Here is a 20,961-nt window from a genome sequence, read left to right as displayed (position 1 = left end):
CGTACATTTGTTGCTCGTAAATAGCAAAGCTTAGAGGCAACATGTTTACTCAACAGATACATAAAACAAATAAGGTCATATTAGAGCCATTAAATTATGAGCATTTAAAAGGCTTATATAAAGCTGGGCAACATCCAAAAATATGGGAATGGGTATTAAGCAACTATACAAAAACACCCGAACAGTTAAAGGAATGGTTTACTACAAGTGCACAATTTAATAAAAAAGAACAAATTGTATTTGCCATAATAGACATAGCCAGCAAAGAGGTTGCAGGCACTACACGACTATTTAGATTAGATGCACATAACTTAAGTGCTGAAATTGGTCATACATTTATAAGCAATCACTGGCAGCAAACTTATATTAATACTCACACTAAATATTTACTGCTTAGCTATGCTTTTGACGCGTTGAATTTAGTGCGAATAACATTTAATACTCACGAACAAAATAAAAAATCTCGAAATGCAATTACTCGACTAGGAGCCCTATTTGAAGGTATAGCTTATAAAGACAGGCTCCTTAGTGATGGGAGTTACAGAAGCACTGCAAAATTTAGCATTATTGACGAGCATTGGCAGAGTATTAAATTACAGTTAGAGGAGAAGCTTTAATGTACCCACCAATACATTTTCAAGAACATAATATTGAACGTTTGCAGACATTAGTTGAGCAATTCCCTCTAGCGAGTATTTTAATGCCCTGCTCGCAAAGTGACTTAAATAATATATGCCAAGTACCTGTATTATATGAGTCCTCACGTAATGTATTTATGGCTCACGTAGCAAAACATAACCCGCTAGCGCAATGTGATAAACAGTCAGTAAAATTACTATTTAGTGGCGATAACTGTTATCTATCTCCCTCGTATAGTAATAATAAAACACTGCCGAGCTGGCTTTATTCATCAGTACAAGTAACTGCAAATGTGAATATTATTGAAAGCGATAATGAGAAAGACAAAATAATGCGGCAATTAACGAGCCATTTTGAGCAAGGCTTTACGCCAATGTGGAAGATTACTGACGTGCCCAAAAGCAATCGCCAAGCAATGTATCAACAATTAAGCTTTATAGAATTTACTCCCACTCATTGGAGTGGAAACTTTAAGCTAAGCCAAAATAAATCACCTGAGGTAAGAGCACGCATAAAACAAAGCCTAAAACTTGCCAATAAGCGCTCTATTGCAAAACTATTTTAGGCATAAAAAAAGGCTCTTTCGAGCCTTTGGATTAACTTTGGAATAGTTAAAAATTTTTAAATTAGGTCAGCGTTAATAGCTGTGGAGCAACGCTATGATAGTCAACAGCCATAGCAATGCTTAACGCTGTAATATTAATAATTGAAAATGCGAACACTTTACGTGCCCAACTGCTCATATCAATATTACGACGATAACCACGTAGCGCCATTAGCAACCACCAAAAGCTGGTAATACAAGCAACAGCCATAAAAGCAGCACCTGTGTAGCCAGTAATTGGCAGTAACATCACAACTAACGCGTATACAGCAATATAAAGCACAATGTGGCGTTTTGCTTTGTCGATACCTTGCGCTACAGGTAATACTGGAATACCTGCAGCTTGGTAATCTTTAAAGCGAAAAATAGCGATGGCGTAAGAGTGCGGCATTTGCCACAAGCTAAACATAACTAGCAGTATTAATGCGCCCATATCGAACTGCCCTGTTACGGCGCAGTAACCTACTACTGGCGGTACAGCGCCAGAAAGACTACCTACAAAAGTGCCATATACTGAGTTACGTTTCATGTAAAGGCTATAAACCCCTACATAAATTACGTAGCCAAAGGCTGCAAAAAATACCGCGGCTTGAGTGGTATAGGCGATAAGTAAACCAAAGCCAATAACGCCCAATAAAATACCGTGGCTAAGTGCAGCAAAGGCCGACATTTCGCCAGTTACTGTTACCCGCGTACGAGTACGTGCCATGGCTACATCTATGTCTCTATCAATTACATTATTGATAGCACAGCCCGATGCAACCACTAGCGACAAGCCAATTAATGTGGCAATCATTAACCATGGGTCTATATCACCGCGCGAGGCAAGTAAAAACCCGCCCGCTACGCTGATCAAATTGCCCATAATAATACCCGGCTTTGTCACTGATAAATAACGACGAAACATCTTCAACTCCTAGTACATCATCATTGCGTTAGATTCATAAATGATCCAAACAGATAACCCAACAACCATTACGATGATCAGAGCACTGAATAGGAATGAGAAAGTACTTGCACGGCCATTTTCGGTCGTAAAATTAAGGTGTAAAAAGTACTTTAAATGCACCCAAATTTGTACGATTGCAAAAGTAACAATGCCCCAAAGCGTTGTTACTTTTGAGAAGTCACCTTCCATTACCATATAAAACGGTATAGCAGTTAAAATTACCGATAGCACAAAGCCAATTAAGTAAGTTTTAACACTGCCATGAGATTCATCATGATGATCACTTTGCGTTTGTTTTAACGCATGCGTTTCGCTGTGGCTCATTACATTGCTCCCATCAAATAAACAACGGTAAATACACAAATCCAAACAATGTCTAAGAAGTGCCAAAATAGGCTTAAGCAGCTTAAACGCGTTACGGTAGCTTTGCCTAGACCACGTTTAGCAACTTCAATCATCATTATGGTCATCCAAATTAGTCCAGCCGTTACATGTAATCCATGTAAGCCGACTAATGAGAAAAACGATGTTAAAAAGGCACTTTGTTGTGGGCCATTACCATGCACAATTAGGTGATGAAATTCGTATACTTCCATACCAATAAACACAGCACCTAAACAAAACGTAACAAATAACCACGTCAGTGTTAGTGCCTTTTTTTGCCCTTGAGCGGCAATCATGGCAAAGCCAAAGGTAATACTACTAATAAGTAGTGCAGCAGTTTCTACTGCTACAAAGTCGAGTTCAAAAATATCTTTACCCGATACACCACCGGCTGTGTTCATAAATAACACAGCGTAAGTGGCAAAAAACGAGGCAAACAATAGGCAATCGGTCATTAGGTATAACCAAAAACCGAATATGGTGTCACCCGATGTATCGTGATGATCATGCGCGTGGGCATGATCATCGTGCGATACTGATTCTAAATTTGCAGAAAGTGTACTCACGCTTTTAGCTCCTTAATGCCACTTGAATTATACGCAGCTTCAGTGCGTGCAATTTCATCAGATTGAATATAGTAATCAACATCGCTGGTGTAACAACGTTTGATAAAGATGGCAATTGCGCCGACTAGCCCAACAACAGCTAACCACCAAATATGCCAAATCATTGCAAAACAGAATACTGTTAAGCTTGCTGCCATTAACACGCCAGCTGATGTGTTTTTAGGCATATGAATAGGGCTATAGTTTGCTTTATCTTGGTATGCTTGGCCTTTTTCTTTCATGTCGGTCCATGCATCAATATCATCGATGTGTGGAATTGTTGCAAAGTTATAAATTTGCGGAGGTGAACTTGTAGCCCACTCAAGTGTGTGGCCGTTCCATGGATCGCCTGTTGTATCATCAAGCGCTTCACGGTCTCTAAAGCTCACATATAATTGAATTACTTGGCTAACAATACCAAACATAATAATTACAGCACCGCCTGCGGCAATGTATAACCAAATGTTCCAATCTGGGTTGTTAGTGTGGTTTAAACGACGTGTCATACCTAAGAAACCAAGTACGTACAACGGCATAAATGCAACGAAGAAACCGATAATCCAACACCAGAATGATGCTTTGCCCCATTTTTCGTTAAGTTTAAAGCCCATTGCTTTAGGGAACCAAAATACAAAACCAGCAAGGTAGCCAAATACAGCACCACCAATAATGGTGTTATGAAAATGTGCAATTAAGAATAAGCTGTTATGCAGTACGTAATCGGCACCAGGAATAGCAAGTAATACACCGGTCATACCGCCTACGGTAAAGGTAACCATAAAGCCAAGTGTCCAAAGTACCGGTACGCTAATACGTAAACGACCTCGGTAAATGGTAAATAACCAGTTAAACAACTTAACCCCAGTTGGTACGGCAATAACCATGGTCATTACCCCAAAGAACGCGTTAACGTTAGCACTCGACCCCATCGTAAAGAAGTGATGTAACCAAACAATAAAGCCTAAAATTGAGATTGCACCGCTGGCGTAAACCATCGATTTGTAACCAAATAAACGTTTACCGGCAAAGGTCGAAATAATTTCAGAGAAAATACCAAACGCTGGTAATACTAATATGTATACCTCAGGATGACCCCATGCCCAAAACAGGTTGATGTACATCATGGCGTTACCGCCCAATTCATTGGTAAAGAAGTGGAAATCGAGATAACGGTCAAGCGTTAGCATTGCAAGTACAGCAGTTAAAATTGGGAATGATGCTGCAATTAAGATGTTTGCCCACGTACATGTCCATGTGAAAATTGGCATTTTCATTAGGGTCATACCTGGTGCACGCATTTTAAACACGGTTGCTAAAAAGTTTACTGCTGTTAGAAGTGTACCGAGCCCGGATATTTGCAAGGCCCAAATATAATAATCCACCCCCACCCCAGGGCTAAAGGTCAACTCCGAAAGCGGTGGATAGGCCACCCAACCTGTTTTAGCAAACTCACCAAACACTAGCGACATATTAATTAAAATGGCACCGCTGGCTGTAAACCAAAAGCTTAAGTTATTTAAAAATGGGAATGCAACATCGCGAGCACCAATTTGCAGTGGTAAAACAATGTTCATTAAACCAATCATAAATGGCATAGCCATAAATATGATCATAATTACGCCGTGGGCAGTAAATATTTGGTCGTAGTGTTCAGGTGGTAAATAACCGGGCGCACCACTGGTAGCAAGCGCTAACTGAGCACGCATCATAATGGCATCAGAAAAACCACGGAACAGCATTATTAGTGCTAAAAGAATATACATTACGCCTAAGCGTTTATGATCAACAGACGTGATCCAGTCGCGCCAAAGCACGCCCCATTTTTTATACTTTGTAATAAGCCCGGCAATAATAAGCCCAGCTATAGCAATAACCGACATCGTGAACACAAGAATTGGCTCATGAAACGGAATTGCGTCTATTGTTAGTTTACCTAATAACGACATTATTATTCCTCGCCCTGGCTGTGAGATGATGGCATTGAGTGTTCATCCATTGCTTGATGCTTCTTACTCATTTGCCCATGTTCGCCCATCGCATGTTGCTTTTTGTTCATATCGCCATGTGCCTGCATGTATTTCATAACGATGGTATGAAATAAGCCGTCATCAACTTTACCGTAATAAGCAACTGGGTTATTTTCGCTTGCTTTTGCAAGCTCAACATAATTTGCATGAGTAAGATTATTAGCACTTGAATTCGCTTTTACATCACTCACCCACTTATCAAAACCAGCTTGAGTAGGTGTAGCAATGGCATTAAACTTCATACCAGTAAAGCCTGCACCACTGTAGTTTGCCGAAAAGCCTTTAAATGTACCTGGCTCATTAGCAATTAAGTGAAGCTTGGTTTCCATACCGGCCATTGAGTATATTTGACTACCCAATTGCGGAATGAAAAACGAGTTCATTGTGCTCTCTGAAGTGATTTTGTATTCAACAGGTACATTAGCCGGAAACACTAATTCATTAACCGTAGCAATACCTTGCTCAGGATAAATAAATAGCCACTTCCAGTTTAATGAAACCACTTCAACAGTAAGATGCTTACCTTTACCTTCAATTGGTTTGTAAGGGTCTAGCTCTTGGGTAGACACCCAGGTAATAACACCTAAAATAATCACAATAACAATAGGGACAGCCCAAACTGCGGCTTCAATTTTATTTGAATGAGCCCATTTTGGAGCGTAAATTTCATGAGTTTGCGTGTCTCTATATTTCCATGCGAAATACAAAGTCATCACAATAACGGGAACGACTACAAGCAACATAAGCACGGTTGCGATGATGATTAAATTTTTCTCATCTATGCCTATCTGCCCTTTTGGATCGAGTATCCCGCCTTTACAGCCTGACAACGCCAGCACTGTACTAGCTAAAGCAATATTACAAAGGTTACGAATTAACAAGGGAGTATCCTACAAACCTAAAAGTTCTAATTTGCTGCTTTAAATAAAAAACAAAGCAACGATTTTTCGGTAAAACCCAAGTTAACTGGAATTAAATTATAAAAAATAAGGGGGCTATTCAAAACCTAAAGCTCATGCCAATAATGACCTAGCAACAAACCCAGCTTTCTAAACGCATTTATATAACGTAATAAAAGTTAACTTGGGTGAGTGGTGGTTGGCTGAAATGTGTTTAAAAAACACTGAGCTACTTTGTTTTAGCTAACCTTAATTATTTACAGCAAGAACAAATAATTAAAACCAGCAACAAAATGCAGCCTTACAGACAACCTGTAAAGCTAGGTGGAGCACGACAACCGTGTGCAACTTGCACTGGCTGAAGAACTTTAGCCTCGCTAAAAGCAAAGGCTGCTTTACGGAGGATAATTCCAGCACGACGCGCTGGAAAAATATGGAACAATAGCCAGCAAAGGCCAATAAGTAACTGACTTGATATGATCGGATGAGCTAAAAATTGCACAATAGTAAGTAACAGCGGCTCTACAATAAACCCATCACTTAATAGCGCTTCAAGCTTGAAGGCATCCTCTAGTGCACCACTTAGCAACATTACAGTATTAAACACTAATAAAGTTATAGCTACACACACGCCCTTGCCTGCTTTATTCAAGCGCTCACACGTCTGCGGCTCGCCAGAGGCAAGATCCGTATTTGTATGATGCAAAGAAAGTGTGTTCAAAAACATTAACCTACTAAAATGACTATAACAAAATTAGAGGAATACAGTTTGCAATGGAAAAATTTAAAAAACATTGCTGTTGTAAGCCCTAAAACCAGGTGCTAAATACAATCAAATCCAGCTAGCACATATTTACCTAGCGAAAATTGATCCGTATCAATCAAACTTTCAAAACTTACTGAAAGTTCGAACGTGAGTATAACAAAGAGAATTTTCTGTTCAACTAAAAATCAATTAATTTGAGTTAAGCTTTCGAAGCTATTTTGTTAATAAAAAATAACAATTTAAATAACAATGAGTTAGCTTGAATTAAAAATAATTTAAAGCAGAATATTTAATAAAACTATAGGTTTTTTGGAAGGAATAATAATTGTGTGGCACAAATAAAAACAGCTCAAATTCAGTCACCACCGAAATTGAGCCGCCTTTCACACTGACAACATCTTCACACACAATATAAAGATTTTTGGTTTACATTACGTGGCATTGAAAGGAAATAAAAACAACTCAAACTCGTTCTTTATGGAAGTGAATCCACCGGATTTGAGTTGCCTTTCACACTGACAACATCTTCACACACAATATAAAGATTCTTGGTTTACACTGCGTGGCAATTGCAAGGAAATAAAAACAGCTCAAATTCAGTCACCACCGAAATTGAGCCGCCTTTCACACTGACAACATCTTCACACACAATATAAAGATTCATGGCTTACATTACGTGGCATTGAAAGGAAATAAAAACAACTCAAACTCTTTTCTGTAGAAGTGAATCCACCGAACTTGAGTTGCCTTTCACACTGACAACATCTTCACACACAATATAAAGATTCTTTTAAGCGAGGCTAACTTGCCTCAAGCTTATGACGAGAGCCTTGCTCTGTGTCTATGGTTAAACTTTAGAGTGTTAGCTCCAATTTGACAAACGAGAAAAATAAACCTAATAGGTGAAAAAAACTAAACTATAGACGTTTGTCTAATACATTAAGATTGGATTACTTTAGAAGCTATCGAGTTAAGCAGTTTTACAGACACAAAAAAAGCGCTATAAAGCGCTTTTTAATATTTAAGGCGGACTTAAATAATTTGGTTTTCTTTCCAGGCTTGCTCTTTTGCTAAACGGTTTTTGCGTTTATCACATGGATCATCGCAATCACAGGCTTTATCAATACCAACCGAACCTAAACCACCACAGCTGCTTGCCATAGATTTTTTTTGCACGATCATACCAACGGCCATAGCCGAAACTATCAAAATTAGTAAGCCAAAAGTAAGAAGAAAAAGTGACATTGCTTAGCCCCTATTGATCAGCAATTAATTAAACTCAAACATTTTTGAGCGACTGCTATTATATACCCAAATAACGCGAAAATAAACAAGCCAGCACCATACTACAAATAAGGTTTAAATGCAGGGCTTGAATAAGTAACTAAACCCTCATTTGATTTACCTATTAAGTATACCGGTAAATCGTGCTGCTGAGCGTATGCTTGCGCTTTTTCCATACCCATCACAGTAAGTGCAGTCGCTAAACCATCTGCCGTCATAGCGCTTGGATGAAGCACAGTTACCGACACTAAGTCGTGCTTAATAGGCATGCCGGTCACGGGATCAATTAAATGAGTATAGATCTCGCCATCCATTTTATAAAAAATACGGTAATCACCTGACGTAGCAATACCGTTTGTACCTGGCGATAAAACACGGTGTACCTTTCGCTCTCCAGGTTGCGCATCTGGTTGCTCAATCGCAATTTTCCAATCCTGATTATTTGGCTTTTCACCTGCTATACGCAGCTCTCCACCAATCTCAACCATGTAATTGGTAATACTATGGCTTTCTAATAACTGCGCTACTTTATCAATACCATAGCCTTTAGCCGTTGCCGAAAACGAAAGCTCTAACCCATTAACTGTTTTAGACAGTCCTTGCTCATCTAAAATAAGTTTATCAATACCTATTTTTTCAACCATAGTTGCAAGCTCTTCATCACTTGGGCGATTGGTTGGTTTTTTATCAGGACCAAAGCCCCATAAATCAATTAAAGGCCCCATAGTGACATCGAGTGTTTTAGTTGATTCGCCTAAGCGAATAGACTCGCTGATAACAGCCCTAAAATCTTCGCTAATTGGCATAACTTGATTTGCTGGTAATCTGTTAAATGTATTTATTTCAGAGTCTTCTATGTAAGTAGACATAGACTGATTCACATCTTTTAAAACAGCGTCTATTTGCAGCTGTAATTGTGAAGCTGATAGCTGGCCCTGCTCATCGTAATATTTAATATGATAAGTGGTGCCCATAGTCTTACCTTCTAAAAAGGTTTCCCTCGACTCTGGTTTTTCGCCACACCCAGACAGTAATAAGGTCAGTGTGATTAGTAAAAAGGCCATTATGCCTTGTGAAGTACTTACTCGATTCATAACAGCTCTACTTAATAGATTGATAAAATTAAAGAATAAAAAAAGCCTCGTAACACAAGTGCTACGAGGCTGGTATTTTAACCAAAACTAAACTGTTTTGGTATTAGTGTTAGCCACCGAAGTCATCTAGTAAGATATTTTCGTCTTCAACACCTAAATCTTTAAGCATAGTAATAACTGCCGCGTTCATCATTGGAGGACCACACATGTAGTACTCACAATCTTCCGGCGCTTCGTGATCTTTAAGATAGTTCTCAAATAACACGTTATGGATAAAGCCAGTATAGCCTTCCCAGTTATCTTCAGGTTGTGGATCTGAAAGTGCTGTATGCCATACGAAATTAGGATTTTCAGCGGCTAGGCCGTCAAAATCTTCTACGTAGAACATTTCACGTTCAGAACGTGCACCATACCAAAAGCTCATCTTACGTTTAGAGTTCAAACGTTTAAGTTGGTCAAAGATATGTGAACGCATTGGCGCCATACCAGCACCACCGCCAACAAAGATCATTTCTGCATCTGTGTCTTTAGCAAAGAACTCACCAAATGGACCTGAAATAGTTACCTTGTCGCCTTTTGTAAGTGACCAAATGTACGAAGACATTTTACCACATGGCAAGCTTAGGTTTCTTGGAGGCGGAGCAGCAATACGCACGTTAAGCATAATGATGCCTTCTTCTTCTGGGTAGTTAGCCATTGAGTATGCACGAATTGTTTCTTCGTCTACTTTTGACTCCAGGTCGAAGAAACCAAAATGATTCCAGTCGCCGCGATATTCTTCAGGAACATCGAAATCTGCATATTTAACATGGTGAGGTGGCGCTTCGATTTGGATGTAACCACCCGCACGGAAAGGCACTGACTCATCACCAGGGATTTGCAGTTTAAGTTCTTTAATGAACGTTGCTTTGTTATCGTTAGAGATAACTTCACAGTCCCATTTTTTAACACCGAAAATTGACTCTTCAAGCTCAATTTCCATGTCGTTTTTAACATTTACCTGACACGCTAAACGACAGCCTTCACGGGCTTCACCTTTAGAAATGTGATCAAGCTCAGTTGGCAGAATATCACCACCACCTTCTTTAATGTGTACACGACATTGACCACAAGAGCCACCGCCACCACAAGCAGATGATACAAATATACCTGACTCAGATAATGCACTTAAAAGCTTATTACCTGCTGATGTAGTAATGGCTTTGTCTTTATCGCCATTAATACCGATGATGATGTCACCGCTTGCAACTAACTGAGATTTAGCACCAATGATCACTAAAACTAGTAGTACAACGATAGCGATAAAAACACCAACGCCTAAGAAAATCTGATAATCCATGATTTATCCTCGCTACCCTTTACAGTGAAATACCAGAGAATGACATAAAGCCAAGTCCCATTAAACCAACAGTGATGAAGGTAATACCTAAACCACGTAAGCCATCTGGTACGTCTGAATATTTCAGTTTCTCACGGATACCTGCAAGTAATGTAATTGCAAGCGCCCAACCAACACCAGCGCCAATACCATAGACAACAGACTCGCCGAAGTCATAGTTACGCTCAACCATGAAAGATACCGCACCAAATATTGCACAGTTAACTGTGATAAGTGGCAAGAAGATACCTAATGCGTTGTATAGTGCAGGGAAAAACTTATCTAATGCCATTTCAAGAATTTGCACAAGTGCTGCAATAACACCAATGAAAGTTAAGAAACGTAAAAAGCTAAGATCCGCATCTGGATAACCTAACCAAGTAAGTGAACCTGGTGCAAGTACCGCATGGTAAACCAAGTTGTTAACAGGTACAGAAATACCCAATACAACTATAACCGCTATACCTAGGCCAATTGATGTAGTTACTTTTTTAGATACTGCTAAAAAAGTACACATGCCTAAGAAGAATGACAACGCTAAGTTCTCAATAAAAACGGCTTTTACAAATAAACTAATATAATGTTCCACTATTTGCCCCTTACGCTTTAGCTTCTACTTGGTCTTTCTTATAAGTACGAAGTACCCATATGAATAAACCAATGATGAAGAATGCACTCGGTGGTAAGATCAATAGACCCATAGGCTGATACCAACCGCCATCTTGTACTAATGGGATAATATCAACACCGAATAGTGAACCCTTACCGAATAGCTCACGAATGAAACCAACAGTAAGTAGTACTACAGAGTAACCTAAGCCATTACCAATACCGTCAAGGAAAGACATAATTGGTGGCGACTTCATCGCATATGCTTCAGCACGACCCATTACAATACAGTTAGTAATAATTAGACCAACGAATACAGAAAGCTCTTTTGCCGTAGCGTAAGAGAATGCCTGTAATACTTGGTCAACAACGATTACCAACGATGCAATAATTGTCATTTGTACGATGATACGAACAGATGATGGGATCTGGTTACGAATAAGCGAGATAAAGAAGCTCGAAAATGCAGTTACTAATGTCAATGCGATTGACATGATTAACGCATTTTTTAAGCTAGACGTTACCGCTAGCGCAGAACAAATACCAAGTACTTGTAGTGCGATTGGGTTGTTAGCTAAAACCGGACCAAATAGGACCGCCTTCATTTCTTTAGTATCAGCCATTATTTCAACGCTCCTTTACGTACTTTCGCAAGGAAAGGGCCAAAGCCATTTTCGCCAGTCCAAAAGTCAACTGCATGATCAACACCGTTAGACGTTAATGTAGCACCTGAAAGACCATCGATCTTATGCTCATCATTGCCCGCAGTACCTTTAACAATTTGAATTGGAAGTTCTTTACCTTCCCATGTAGCAGTCCACTGTGGATTTTGGATTTCGCCACCTAGACCTGGGGTTTCATTATGCTTATAAAAGATAATGCTCTTAACTGTTTCAGCGTCGCTTTCAAGCGAGATAAAACCGTACATTAAGCCCCATAAGCCGTAGCCTTGGATAGGAAGAATAATTGCATCAACTGAGCCATCTTCTTTTTTAGAGATATACACCGGCGACTCTTTAGTCACACGTTGAATACCAGCAATATCTTTAACGCCTTTCTCTTGAAGAGAAACACTTAGCGCTGCATCATATTTGCTTTTTTCAAAATCAAAAATTGTTGGGTCTGTATCTACAAACTCACCTGTAGTCATGTTTACAACGCGCGCTTCGATTTTTGCATCAAATGTTTCTAAAACATTTTCAACTTTATCGATACCCGCAGCAGCCAAGATATTGCTTTGAATATCTTTGTTTTTATTAGCTTGCTGTAAAGGACGAAGCTGTACAGAAGCAAACGATACAATGATTGCACACACTAAACATAGTGCTACAACAACTGATAACGTTTTACCGATTGATTCGTTATTACTAGACATTACGTGCCAACCTCCGCTTAATATTAGCCTGCACTACAAAGTGATCGAACAGTGGAGCGAATAAGTTAGCAAATAAGATTGCTAGCATCATACCTTCTGGGAAAGCAGGATTCACAACACGTATCATAACCACCATAAAGCCAATTAATAGACCATATGCCAATTTACCTTTGTCAGTAAATGCAGCTGATACAGGGTCAGTAGCCATAAAGAACATACCAAACGCAAAGCCACCTAGTACTAAATGCCAATACCAAGGCATTGCAAATACAGGGTTAGTTTCTGAGCCAACAGCATTTAGTAAAAATGCAGTTGCTACCATACCTAGGAATACACCTAGTACGATGCGCCAAGAAGCGATACGAACGTAAATTAAGAACAAACCACCTACTAACAATGCAAGTGTAGATGTTTCACCTACAGAACCTTGAATGAAACCGTAAAACGCATTCCACCATAATTCCATGTTTGCAAAGTCTAGTTGCCCGATGAAAGCTTGGCCTAGCATAGTTGCACCAGAGAAAGAATCTACTGCTGTCCATACTGTGTCACCCGAGATTTGAGCTGGGTATGCGAAGAATAAGAACGCACGACCGGCTAAAGCAGGGTTTAAGAAGTTACGGCCAGTACCACCAAAGATTTCTTTAGCGATTACTACACCAAACGTAATACCTAACGCAACTTGCCATAAAGGGATCGTTGCAGGCAAAATAAGTGCGAATAATACTGAAGTAACGAAGAAACCTTCGTTAATTTCATGCTTACGCACAGAAGCAAATATTACTTCCCAAAAACCACCTACTGCAAATGTTACCGCGTAGATAGGTAGGAAGAAACATGCTCCATAGAACATCTTAGCGCCCCAGCCTGCATCAGCGGTTAATTCACCACCGAATAACTGGAACAAACCAACTTGCCACGTGTTTGCTAGTTCAAAACCTTGTGCTAAAGCACCTGCGGCCTGATGACCGATATTGAACATACCAAAAAACATAGCTGGGAACGTCGCCATCCACACTAAAATCATCATGCGTTTTAGGTCGATATTATCGCGTACGTGTGTCGCGCCTTTATTTACGTAGCCTGGTGTATAAAAAATAGTTGCAGCTGCTTCATACAGTGCATAAAACTTCTCATATTTACCACCGGCTTCAAAATTCGGCTCGATATCTTCTAGATATTTTTTTAAACCCATCTCTCTAGCCTTCCTTCTCGATCGTAGTTAAGCAATCGCGTAGGATAGAACCATACTCGTATTTGCCTGGACAAACGAAGGTACATAACGCTAAATCTTCTTCATCAAGTTCAAGCGCGCCCAATGAAATTGCACTGTCTAAATCGCGTGCAATTAAGTCACGTAATAATAGAGTAGGCAAAATATCTAGCGGCATTACGCGCTCGTAGCTACCAATTGGTACCATGGCACGTTTTGAACCACCTGTTGACGTTGTCATTTTAAATAAACGACTCGGCGCAAGGTGAGAAAGGAATGTACGCGTTACAGAGAATTTATCACTACCTGGTGCAATCCAGCCAAACAATTCTTTTTCGCGACCCTCAAGTAAAACAGATACTTGAACGTGGTAACGACCTAAGAATGCATGAACACCGTTTGAAATAGAACCTGATAGAACAGAACCAGAAATAACGCGGTTATCTCCGTCTTCTAGCTCACCAGCCACTAAATCATCCAATGAAGCACCTAATTGTGTTTTCACTAAACGTGGGTTTTTAACGCGAGGACCTGCAAGCGAAATAACACGATCTGTGTAAATTTCACCAGTAAGGAATAGGTGACCATACGCAATAACGTCTTGGTAACCAATATGCCAAACTTGTTTGCTAACAGAAACTGCATCAAGATGATGGATATGAGTGCCAACGAGGCCAGCCGGATGCACACCACCAAACTCATGTACTTCTACTTGAGCTATAGATGAGCTAGGAACTTGGCTACCTGCTTTTTTACACACAAATACTTTGCCATCGGTCAAACGCGAAATAACAGCAAGACCCGCTTCAAATGCTTGCGCATTTTCGGCAATTATCACTGCAGGATCTGCAGCTAATGGGTTTGTGTCAGTTGCGGTCACGAAAATAGAACTAGGATTTGCATCCACAGCCGCTACTTTACTGAATGGGCGAACACGAAGTGCTGTCCATTGACCAGACTGGATAAGTACTTCTTTGGCTTTTTCACGCTCTAAGCTCGCAAGCTCGTCTGCTTTGAAAGAGTCAAAGGTGATTTGCTCACTGCCTGCTACTTCAATAACAACAGATTGCAGCACACGTTTAGCACCACGATTTATTTCTTTTACTGTGCCAGAAGCTGGAGCAGTAAATAGGACGCCTGGGTTCTTTTTATCTTCAAAAAGTACCTGGCCTTTTTTGACTTGGTCATCCACACGAACATGCATGGTTGGACGCATACCGATAAACTCTTCGCCAAGCACAGCTACACGTTTGACAGCAGAACCGTCATGTATAACTTGCTGTGGCGCGCCCTCTAAGGGTAAATCCAGACCTTTTTTTATATTGATCATACGCACTTGCATTACATTAAAGGAAAGAAACTGAAAAATCGTATCAACCACGTCGCCATTTGAGTTATTCCAAGTTATATCAAGGTACAAAAGAGCAGCTTGCTAGAAATATCAAACAAGCAACGTAGTAAAACTCATCACATATTGTCGAGATTTTAACATCATTTTAGATGACTATGCGAGTGTATTTATGAAAATTATACGACAGAAACACTTATTTAGTTTTGTTAAGTGATTTAAATAAAAATCAAGGTAGACCAAAGTGGTAGCCTAAGCAATTATCGTTCCTGATTTCATCGCAAATTAAACAAATCGCATAATACAAAAAAAGCCGCTATTGCGGCTTTTAATAACTAGGGCCTGTTGACCTTTCAGGATTAAAATTTGTTCAATCTAGGGGCTATTTAATCGCGGCGTGAGGTTTGTAACCTAGTGGGCTAAGTAAAAACCGAGCAACAAAGAGTAAATAGCCCCTAGGCAGAACCCTTTGGGCAGCGCCTGTTTGGCATTAATGCTACGTTATCGCCCATTTATGGGGAATAACCACACTACATAGGCTCTGCCTTGCCTAAATACCAAACAGACTGCTGCAAATTTAAACTCGAAAGATAAACAGGCCCTAAGTTCTGTTAGTCAATCATATTAGCAATTGGCTTAACTGAATCTATGTCTTGATCGTAGTCAACACCGTCTATACCAAAACCAAATAAGCGTAAAAACTCATTATGGTAACCAACATAGTCTGTTAGCTCATCAATGCTGCTTGTATCAACACTATCCCATACAGCTTGAACGCGTGCTTGCACATCATCTTCTAGCTCTTTATAGTTTTGGAATAAATGCCCACCGTCGTCAAAGCGAGGCGATTCACCATATAGGTTTTCACTAAATAATGCGTGAATTTGCTCAATGGTGCCTTCATATGTGCCATCTGCTTTCATAACTTTAAATAAAGCAGAAATATATAACGGCATAATAGGAATAGCAGAACTTGCTTGTGTCACTACTGCATTAAGTGATGAAACATACGCTTCACCATTTAAATCTTTTGTTGATTCTTTAATAGCAGCCGTTGCACGGTCTAAATCTTCTTTAGCTTTACCAATAGTAGCGTGTCCGTATATTGGCCATGTTAGCTCTTTACCAATATAAGTATACGCTGTAGTTTTAAAGTTATCGGCAAGTACACCGGCTTCTTTTAATGCGTCAATCCACATTTCCCAATCTTCACCACCCATTACTTTAATAGTGTTGTCGATATCGTCTTGATTTGCAGCTTCAACCGTAATTTCATCAATTTCACGCTTTGATGTATTTAAGTTTTTAGTGGTTACTGCATTACCTATTGGCTTAAGTGTAGATGAGAACACTTCGCCTGTATTTGGATCAGTACGACGAGGAGACGCTAGGCTGTAAATAATACAATCTACTTTACCCAAATCTGCTTTAATAGTGTCGATTGCTTTTTGCTTGATTTCGTTAGAAAACGCATCGCCATTAATATTTTTAGACCAAAGACCCGCTTCGTCTGCAGCTTCTTGAAAAGCAGCGGTATTGTACCAACCAGCAGAACCTGTTTTACGATCTGTACCTTCTTTTTCAAAGAAAATACCTAATGTTTTAGCACCACCACCAAACGCAGCAGTAATGCGCGATGCCAAGCCGTAGCCTGTTGATGCGCCAATAACTAATACATTTTTTGGTGCACTTTTTAATGCGCCTTGTTGTTTTACATAGTTAATTTGTTCTTGAACATGCTCTGCACAACCAGCTGGGTGTGCGTTTGTGCAGATAAATCCACGAATTTTAGGCTTAATGACCATTGATCATCCTATATCTTTTACAATAAAAATTAGCGCTAGTTTAAAGGCTAATACTAAAAACACTGATCTGATCAGTTAAACACTCATCAAATACTCTAAAACATTACTTAGCTAATTTTAGAGCCACCCATACAATTGGGTGAATCAGGCGCTTCACCGCCCTGCTCTGCATACTCATCGGGTGTATATGTATGAATAGCGAGTGCATGAATATGATTTGCTAACTCATCTTTTAAAATTTCATTAATTTCGCGATGACGTTGTAATAAACGCTTACCCGCAAAACCTTCGCTAACCACTACTACTTTAAAGTGTGATTCAGTGCCAGCACTGTGCATATGGCTTTCGTTAATCACGTTTAAATGTTTACACGCAATGGCGTTGCTTATTTTTTCTTGGATCTGTTGCTGCATTGACATAAAAAGACCGTTTTAATTAGCTAATTTATACACTTACTATAACAATTTAACGCAGTGATTGGCTAACTAAATTGCTTTTGCTTAATGTGCTTTATAAATCGGTAAGTTAAACTTATTCGCGGATGCGCAAGCGTGGTTTGCTTAGGTATTGCATGTTGATAATCTCGTTGGCTATGTCCATTCATTATTAAACAGCTGCCACTTTGTAATTTTAAGTCGGTTACTTTATTGCTCGCCTTGTGCTTTAACTTTAAAACACGATCAGCTCCTAGAGAGACACACACAATTGTTGGTTTATCACCAAGCTCTATTTCATCATCACTGTGCCATCCCATCGTATCATTACCATCTCGGTAATAATTAACGAGCAATGAGTTTAGAGGCTGGTCTAAATGTGCTTCTAAACGCTTTCGCATATTAAGTAACAATTCATCCCATGGTTCTACTATTTGCTTACTACTTGAATAGCCGTATTCAATATTTAAATCACTCATGAAACATTGCAGTCGTGGAATAGGCCCCGTTTTGCCATAAACGGTTACATCGGGTTGCTGCCAACGTAGGTTTTTTTGCAAATAATAAAATAGATCGAGGCTTTTTTGTGCACTAAGTGCCCTACTTTGATAAGAAAAGCCATTTGGTAACTGTTGGGGGTTGGCGTTTTGCCGTTGCATGTTAGAATTTACCTACATTAGATTACTGATCAACGAACCATTATGACGACGCAAGCCCAGCTAGGCGATAAAACCTTTACTCTTGAACGCTTTCCATTGGATCAAAAAAACCGCAGCTTACAAGCGTGGGATTCGGCAGATGAGTACCTTATCAATTATGTTAACGAACATCACCCAGATTGTCGCTCATTGCTTATTTTAAACGATAGCTTTGGTGCACTTGCTTGTTATTTTAATAAGTTAACGGTTTGTTCAGTTAATGATTCTTATATTAGCCACCAAGCTGCGGCTTATAACTTACAAGAAAACAAGCTACCTACAGCAGAGTTTACGCAAGTAGATAGTTTATCGGCATTACCAGAGGATGTTGATTTAGTACTTATTAAAATCCCTCGTAATGTGGGTTTTTTACAGTTCCAATTAAGTGAACTTAGTGAAGTACTTGCACCTGGTACGCCAGTAATTGCCGCAGGTAAAACAAAAGAAATTCATAATTCAACAATAAAATCATTTGAGCAATTTATTGGTGAAACAACAACAAGCCTAGCAGTTAAAAAGTCTCGTCTTATATTAAGCACAGCTAAAGGCGGATATAAAGCAGCAGACTTCCCTATAACATGGGAGCTTGAAGGTACTGAGTTTAATATAACAAATCATGCAAATGTGTTTTCGCGTGATTCGTTGGATATTGGTGCGCGCTTCTTTTTTAACTACTTACCAGAAACACCAAAAGCTAAAAGCATTATTGATTTAGGCTGTGGTAACGGCGTTGTTGGATTAATGACGCTTGCTCGCTGCCCTAATGCATCAATTACCTTTGTTGATGAGTCTTACATGGCAGTAGAGTCAGCCCGGTTAAATGTAGAAATTAACCTAGGCGATAAGTTTGATAACTGTGAGTTCATCGAAAACGATTGTTTAACAGGCTTTGAAAGAGACAGTGTGGATATGGTGCTTTGTAATCCTCCATTTCACCAAGCTCAAGCTGTTACCGATCACATTGCTTGGCAAATGTTTAAACAAGCAAAGGATACTTTAAAAGAAGGCGGCGAGCTGCGTATTATTGGTAATCGTCATTTAGATTATCACGATAAATTAAACCGTATGTTCGGAAACTGTAAGTTATTAGGCTCAAACAAAAAGTTTGTCGTTCTAAGTGCAACTAAAAATAGTGGAATGCTATAAATGAAATTAACAAACATTATAATTGGGTGTTGTGTATTACTAATACTTGGTGGCTGTGCGAATCAGCCTAGCCAAGTAATACTCAATCCTGTTTATAAAAGTGGTCAAATAAGCACTATAAATAGTAGCTTAAGCACCAGTGTAATTGATTTACGTGGCGATTCGTCAACACTTAAACTTATTGAATCAGACAAAACTAAAACCTTTGCAAGCCAAGGTCTTACTGAATCAGTTAAAAGTGTTTTAGACAGCGCCCTTAGCCGCAATGGTGCCAGCATTTCTAACTTGGCAACTGTTCGCTTTGAAGTAGATATTCATGCACTGCAGGCTGTTGTGACCGAAAAACTTGTGAGCCATACCAGCGAAGCCCATATAGAGCTTGGCGTGCGCGTTATTCGCGCCTCAAGTAATTTTAGTAAAGTGTATAGAGGCAGTGCTAATTTAGAAGGTCCGTTTAGTCACGAGCGAGTAAAAATAGAAGGTCAGCTCAATAAGTTGACTGAGCAAATTATTACCCGCATTGTATCTGACCCTGAATTAATAGAATTTTTAGAAGGTTAACTATGAAACGACTTTTTTTAATCTGCTTAGGCCTATTTTTTAGTGTAAGTAGCTTGGCAGCCCAAGAAGGCCGCTTTGTGCAAAAAGACAATATTTTTCCACGCGTCGAAATCGTAACAACGATGGGCAGTATTGTTGTTGAACTGGACCGTTCAAAAGCACCCATTACGGTCAATAACTTTTTAACTTACGTGTCAGATAAGAGCTATCAAGGCAGTGTTTTTCATCGTATTGAGCGCGATGTGGAAAATGACCGCGACTTTGTTATTCAAGGTGGCGGCTACGATAAAGATTACGATGGCTTACACGAAAATGACCCTATTTTTAATGAAAGCGGTAACGGTTTAAAAAACGATATGTATAGCATTGCTATGGCGTATCAGGACCGTGAACCGCACTCGGGAACACGCCAATTCTTTTTTAACATGGATAATAATGATCACTTAAATCCAGGGAAAGATTGGGGTTTTGCAGTATTTGGTAATGTAATGGATGGCTACGATACCCTTGATAAGATCATGGCTGTTGAAACAGGGTTTAATGAAAAGATTGGTTACGATTTTGTTCCTAAAAAACCGGTGATCATCTTAAATATTAAAATGCTTGAACAAGTTCCACTGTAATTTATTTAAGAGCAGCTTAGCTGCTCTGCATCAAAGCCAATGAAGGCCCTATGAGCAAATCTCTCTCTATTAGCGAATATTTTTCTTACTTTAAAGACAAACGCTTAATCCATATTTTTATATTTGGTATGAGTAGCGGTTTTCCGTGGGTATTAATTGGCTCTGTTATGTCGGCTTGGCTAAAGGATGAAGGGCTAAGCCGCAGCATGATTGGCCTATTCGGCATTGTATTTGGCGCTTACAGTATAAATTTTTTATGGTCGCCTTTAATCGATCGTACAAAACTCCCTATTTTATATAAATGGCTAGGCCAACGTCGTAGTTGGATACTATTTTGCCAGAGCTTTATTTTTATTGGCACCTTATTATTAGCTGGGCTTGATTTAAAAGCTAATTTAGCAATTGTTGCTGCAATTTGTTTGTTAATTGCCATTGCGTCTGCCACGCAAGACATTGCTATTGATGCATTCAGAATAGACACACTTAAAGCAAACGAATCTCACAAAGCAACAGCGGCAGC

The 20,961-nt window shown here is 39.4% G+C and carries 22 protein-coding genes and 1 pseudogene (1 of these 23 cut by a window edge); 6 read left to right on the top strand and 17 right to left on the bottom strand.

All coding sequences use genetic code 11. The annotated features are described in order from the left end of the window. Nucleotides 1-41: 41 nt before the first annotated feature. Together L654_RS0118915 and L654_RS0118910 are read left to right on the top strand one after the other, a co-directional pair. Nucleotides 42-617 (top strand): GNAT family N-acetyltransferase, encoded by a 576-nt coding sequence (locus L654_RS0118915; protein ID WP_024608768.1) that lies wholly within the window; start codon nucleotides 42-44, stop codon nucleotides 615-617. Next, nucleotides 617-1,204, top strand: coding sequence for an FMN-binding negative transcriptional regulator (locus L654_RS0118910; RefSeq protein ID WP_024608767.1), 588 nt, complete (start codon nucleotides 617-619; stop codon nucleotides 1,202-1,204). Before L654_RS0118915 ends, L654_RS0118910 begins: the two co-directional genes overlap by 1 nt. A 61-nt stretch (nucleotides 1,205-1,265) precedes the next feature. On the opposite strand, the gene cyoE is transcribed toward L654_RS0118910, so the two are convergent. From cyoE to L654_RS0118825, 17 genes are all read right to left on the bottom strand, one after another. Beyond that, the gene (gene cyoE, locus L654_RS0118905; RefSeq protein ID WP_010555184.1) at nucleotides 1,266-2,150 is read right to left on the bottom strand and encodes a heme o synthase; all 885 of its coding nucleotides are present in this window, start codon (nucleotides 2,148-2,150) and stop codon (nucleotides 1,266-1,268) included. Between the two features lie 9 nt (nucleotides 2,151-2,159). Beyond that, nucleotides 2,160-2,516, bottom strand: coding sequence for a cytochrome o ubiquinol oxidase subunit IV (gene cyoD / locus L654_RS0118900; protein WP_024608766.1), 357 nt, complete (start codon nucleotides 2,514-2,516; stop codon nucleotides 2,160-2,162). Then, nucleotides 2,516-3,142: a cytochrome o ubiquinol oxidase subunit III gene (gene cyoC / locus L654_RS0118895; RefSeq protein WP_007581168.1), complete on the bottom strand. Its 627-nt coding sequence runs from the start codon at nucleotides 3,140-3,142 to the stop codon at nucleotides 2,516-2,518. Before cyoC ends, cyoD begins: the two co-directional genes overlap by 1 nt. After that, complete coding sequence (cyoB, locus tag L654_RS0118890) at nucleotides 3,139-5,127, bottom strand: cytochrome o ubiquinol oxidase subunit I (protein WP_024608765.1); 1,989 nt, start codon at nucleotides 5,125-5,127, stop codon at nucleotides 3,139-3,141. Before cyoB ends, cyoC begins: the two co-directional genes overlap by 4 nt. Before the next feature lie 2 nt (nucleotides 5,128-5,129). Further along, nucleotides 5,130-6,089, bottom strand: a complete 960-nt coding sequence (cyoA, locus tag L654_RS0118885) for a ubiquinol oxidase subunit II (RefSeq protein WP_024608764.1) — start codon at nucleotides 6,087-6,089, stop codon at nucleotides 5,130-5,132. Nucleotides 6,090-6,408: 319 nt separating this feature from the next. Continuing rightward, entirely contained in the window at nucleotides 6,409-6,828 is a 420-nt protein-coding gene (locus L654_RS0118880) for a hypothetical protein (RefSeq protein ID WP_007581161.1), read from the bottom strand. A gap of 1,077 nt (nucleotides 6,829-7,905) precedes the next feature. Beyond that, a complete protein-coding gene (nqrM, locus tag L654_RS0118875) occupies nucleotides 7,906-8,118 on the bottom strand; it encodes a (Na+)-NQR maturation NqrM (protein ID WP_007376137.1) in 213 nt (70 codons plus the stop codon). Between the two features lie 101 nt (nucleotides 8,119-8,219). Next, nucleotides 8,220-9,251, bottom strand: a complete 1,032-nt coding sequence (locus L654_RS0118870) for an FAD:protein FMN transferase (RefSeq protein WP_024608763.1) — start codon at nucleotides 9,249-9,251, stop codon at nucleotides 8,220-8,222. Nucleotides 9,252-9,360: 109 nt separating this feature from the next. Next, the gene (gene nqrF, locus L654_RS0118865) at nucleotides 9,361-10,590 is read right to left on the bottom strand and encodes an NADH:ubiquinone reductase (Na(+)-transporting) subunit F (RefSeq protein WP_007584893.1); all 1,230 of its coding nucleotides are present in this window, start codon (nucleotides 10,588-10,590) and stop codon (nucleotides 9,361-9,363) included. A gap of 19 nt (nucleotides 10,591-10,609) precedes the next feature. Continuing rightward, a complete protein-coding gene (gene nqrE / locus L654_RS0118860; protein WP_007584892.1) occupies nucleotides 10,610-11,218 on the bottom strand; it encodes an NADH:ubiquinone reductase (Na(+)-transporting) subunit E in 609 nt (202 codons plus the stop codon). 10 nt (nucleotides 11,219-11,228) lie between these two features. Beyond that, nucleotides 11,229-11,861, bottom strand: coding sequence for an NADH:ubiquinone reductase (Na(+)-transporting) subunit D (locus L654_RS0118855; protein WP_007584891.1), 633 nt, complete (start codon nucleotides 11,859-11,861; stop codon nucleotides 11,229-11,231). Next, complete coding sequence (locus L654_RS0118850) at nucleotides 11,861-12,613, bottom strand: Na(+)-translocating NADH-quinone reductase subunit C (RefSeq protein WP_007584890.1); 753 nt, start codon at nucleotides 12,611-12,613, stop codon at nucleotides 11,861-11,863. Before L654_RS0118850 ends, L654_RS0118855 begins: the two co-directional genes overlap by 1 nt. Further along, nucleotides 12,606-13,808: an NADH:ubiquinone reductase (Na(+)-transporting) subunit B gene (locus L654_RS0118845; RefSeq protein WP_007584889.1), complete on the bottom strand. Its 1,203-nt coding sequence runs from the start codon at nucleotides 13,806-13,808 to the stop codon at nucleotides 12,606-12,608. The genes L654_RS0118850 and L654_RS0118845 overlap by 8 nt, the downstream gene beginning before the upstream one ends. A 4-nt stretch (nucleotides 13,809-13,812) precedes the next feature. Continuing rightward, complete coding sequence (locus L654_RS0118840) at nucleotides 13,813-15,156, bottom strand: Na(+)-translocating NADH-quinone reductase subunit A (protein WP_024608762.1); 1,344 nt, start codon at nucleotides 15,154-15,156, stop codon at nucleotides 13,813-13,815. A gap of 629 nt (nucleotides 15,157-15,785) precedes the next feature. Further along, nucleotides 15,786-16,979, bottom strand: a complete 1,194-nt coding sequence (gene fabV / locus L654_RS0118835) for an enoyl-ACP reductase FabV (RefSeq protein WP_007584887.1) — start codon at nucleotides 16,977-16,979, stop codon at nucleotides 15,786-15,788. A gap of 107 nt (nucleotides 16,980-17,086) precedes the next feature. Then, on the bottom strand, nucleotides 17,087-17,398 hold the full coding sequence (locus L654_RS0118830; RefSeq protein ID WP_007584885.1) for a BolA/IbaG family iron-sulfur metabolism protein: 312 nt from the start codon (nucleotides 17,396-17,398) through the stop codon (nucleotides 17,087-17,089). A 62-nt stretch (nucleotides 17,399-17,460) separates the two neighbouring features. Continuing rightward, entirely contained in the window at nucleotides 17,461-18,072 is a 612-nt protein-coding gene (locus L654_RS0118825) for an alpha-ketoglutarate-dependent dioxygenase AlkB (RefSeq protein ID WP_007584884.1), read from the bottom strand. Nucleotides 18,073-18,114: 42 nt separating this feature from the next. Here L654_RS0118825 and L654_RS0118820 point away from each other — a divergent pair, with 42 nt between their 5' ends. The 4 genes and pseudogenes from L654_RS0118820 to L654_RS01000000126425 form a co-directional block, all read left to right on the top strand. Continuing rightward, the gene (locus L654_RS0118820; RefSeq protein WP_010555194.1) at nucleotides 18,115-19,257 is read left to right on the top strand and encodes a methyltransferase; all 1,143 of its coding nucleotides are present in this window, start codon (nucleotides 18,115-18,117) and stop codon (nucleotides 19,255-19,257) included. Continuing rightward, a complete protein-coding gene (locus L654_RS0118815) occupies nucleotides 19,258-19,818 on the top strand; it encodes a YajG family lipoprotein (RefSeq protein WP_024608761.1) in 561 nt (186 codons plus the stop codon). It begins immediately after the preceding gene. Nucleotides 19,819-19,820: 2 nt separating this feature from the next. Beyond that, nucleotides 19,821-20,441, top strand: a complete 621-nt coding sequence (locus L654_RS0118810) for a peptidylprolyl isomerase (RefSeq protein ID WP_010555196.1) — start codon at nucleotides 19,821-19,823, stop codon at nucleotides 20,439-20,441. Nucleotides 20,442-20,491: 50 nt separating this feature from the next. After that, a pseudogene (locus tag L654_RS01000000126425) lies at nucleotides 20,492-20,961 on the top strand (MFS transporter); it runs 918 nt beyond the window's last position.

The sequence above is a fragment of the Pseudoalteromonas sp. TAB23 genome, from assembly GCF_000498075.1.
GTDB lineage: Bacteria > Pseudomonadota > Gammaproteobacteria > Enterobacterales > Alteromonadaceae > Pseudoalteromonas > Pseudoalteromonas arctica.
This window is presented reverse-complemented; position numbering and strand designations above follow the sequence as displayed.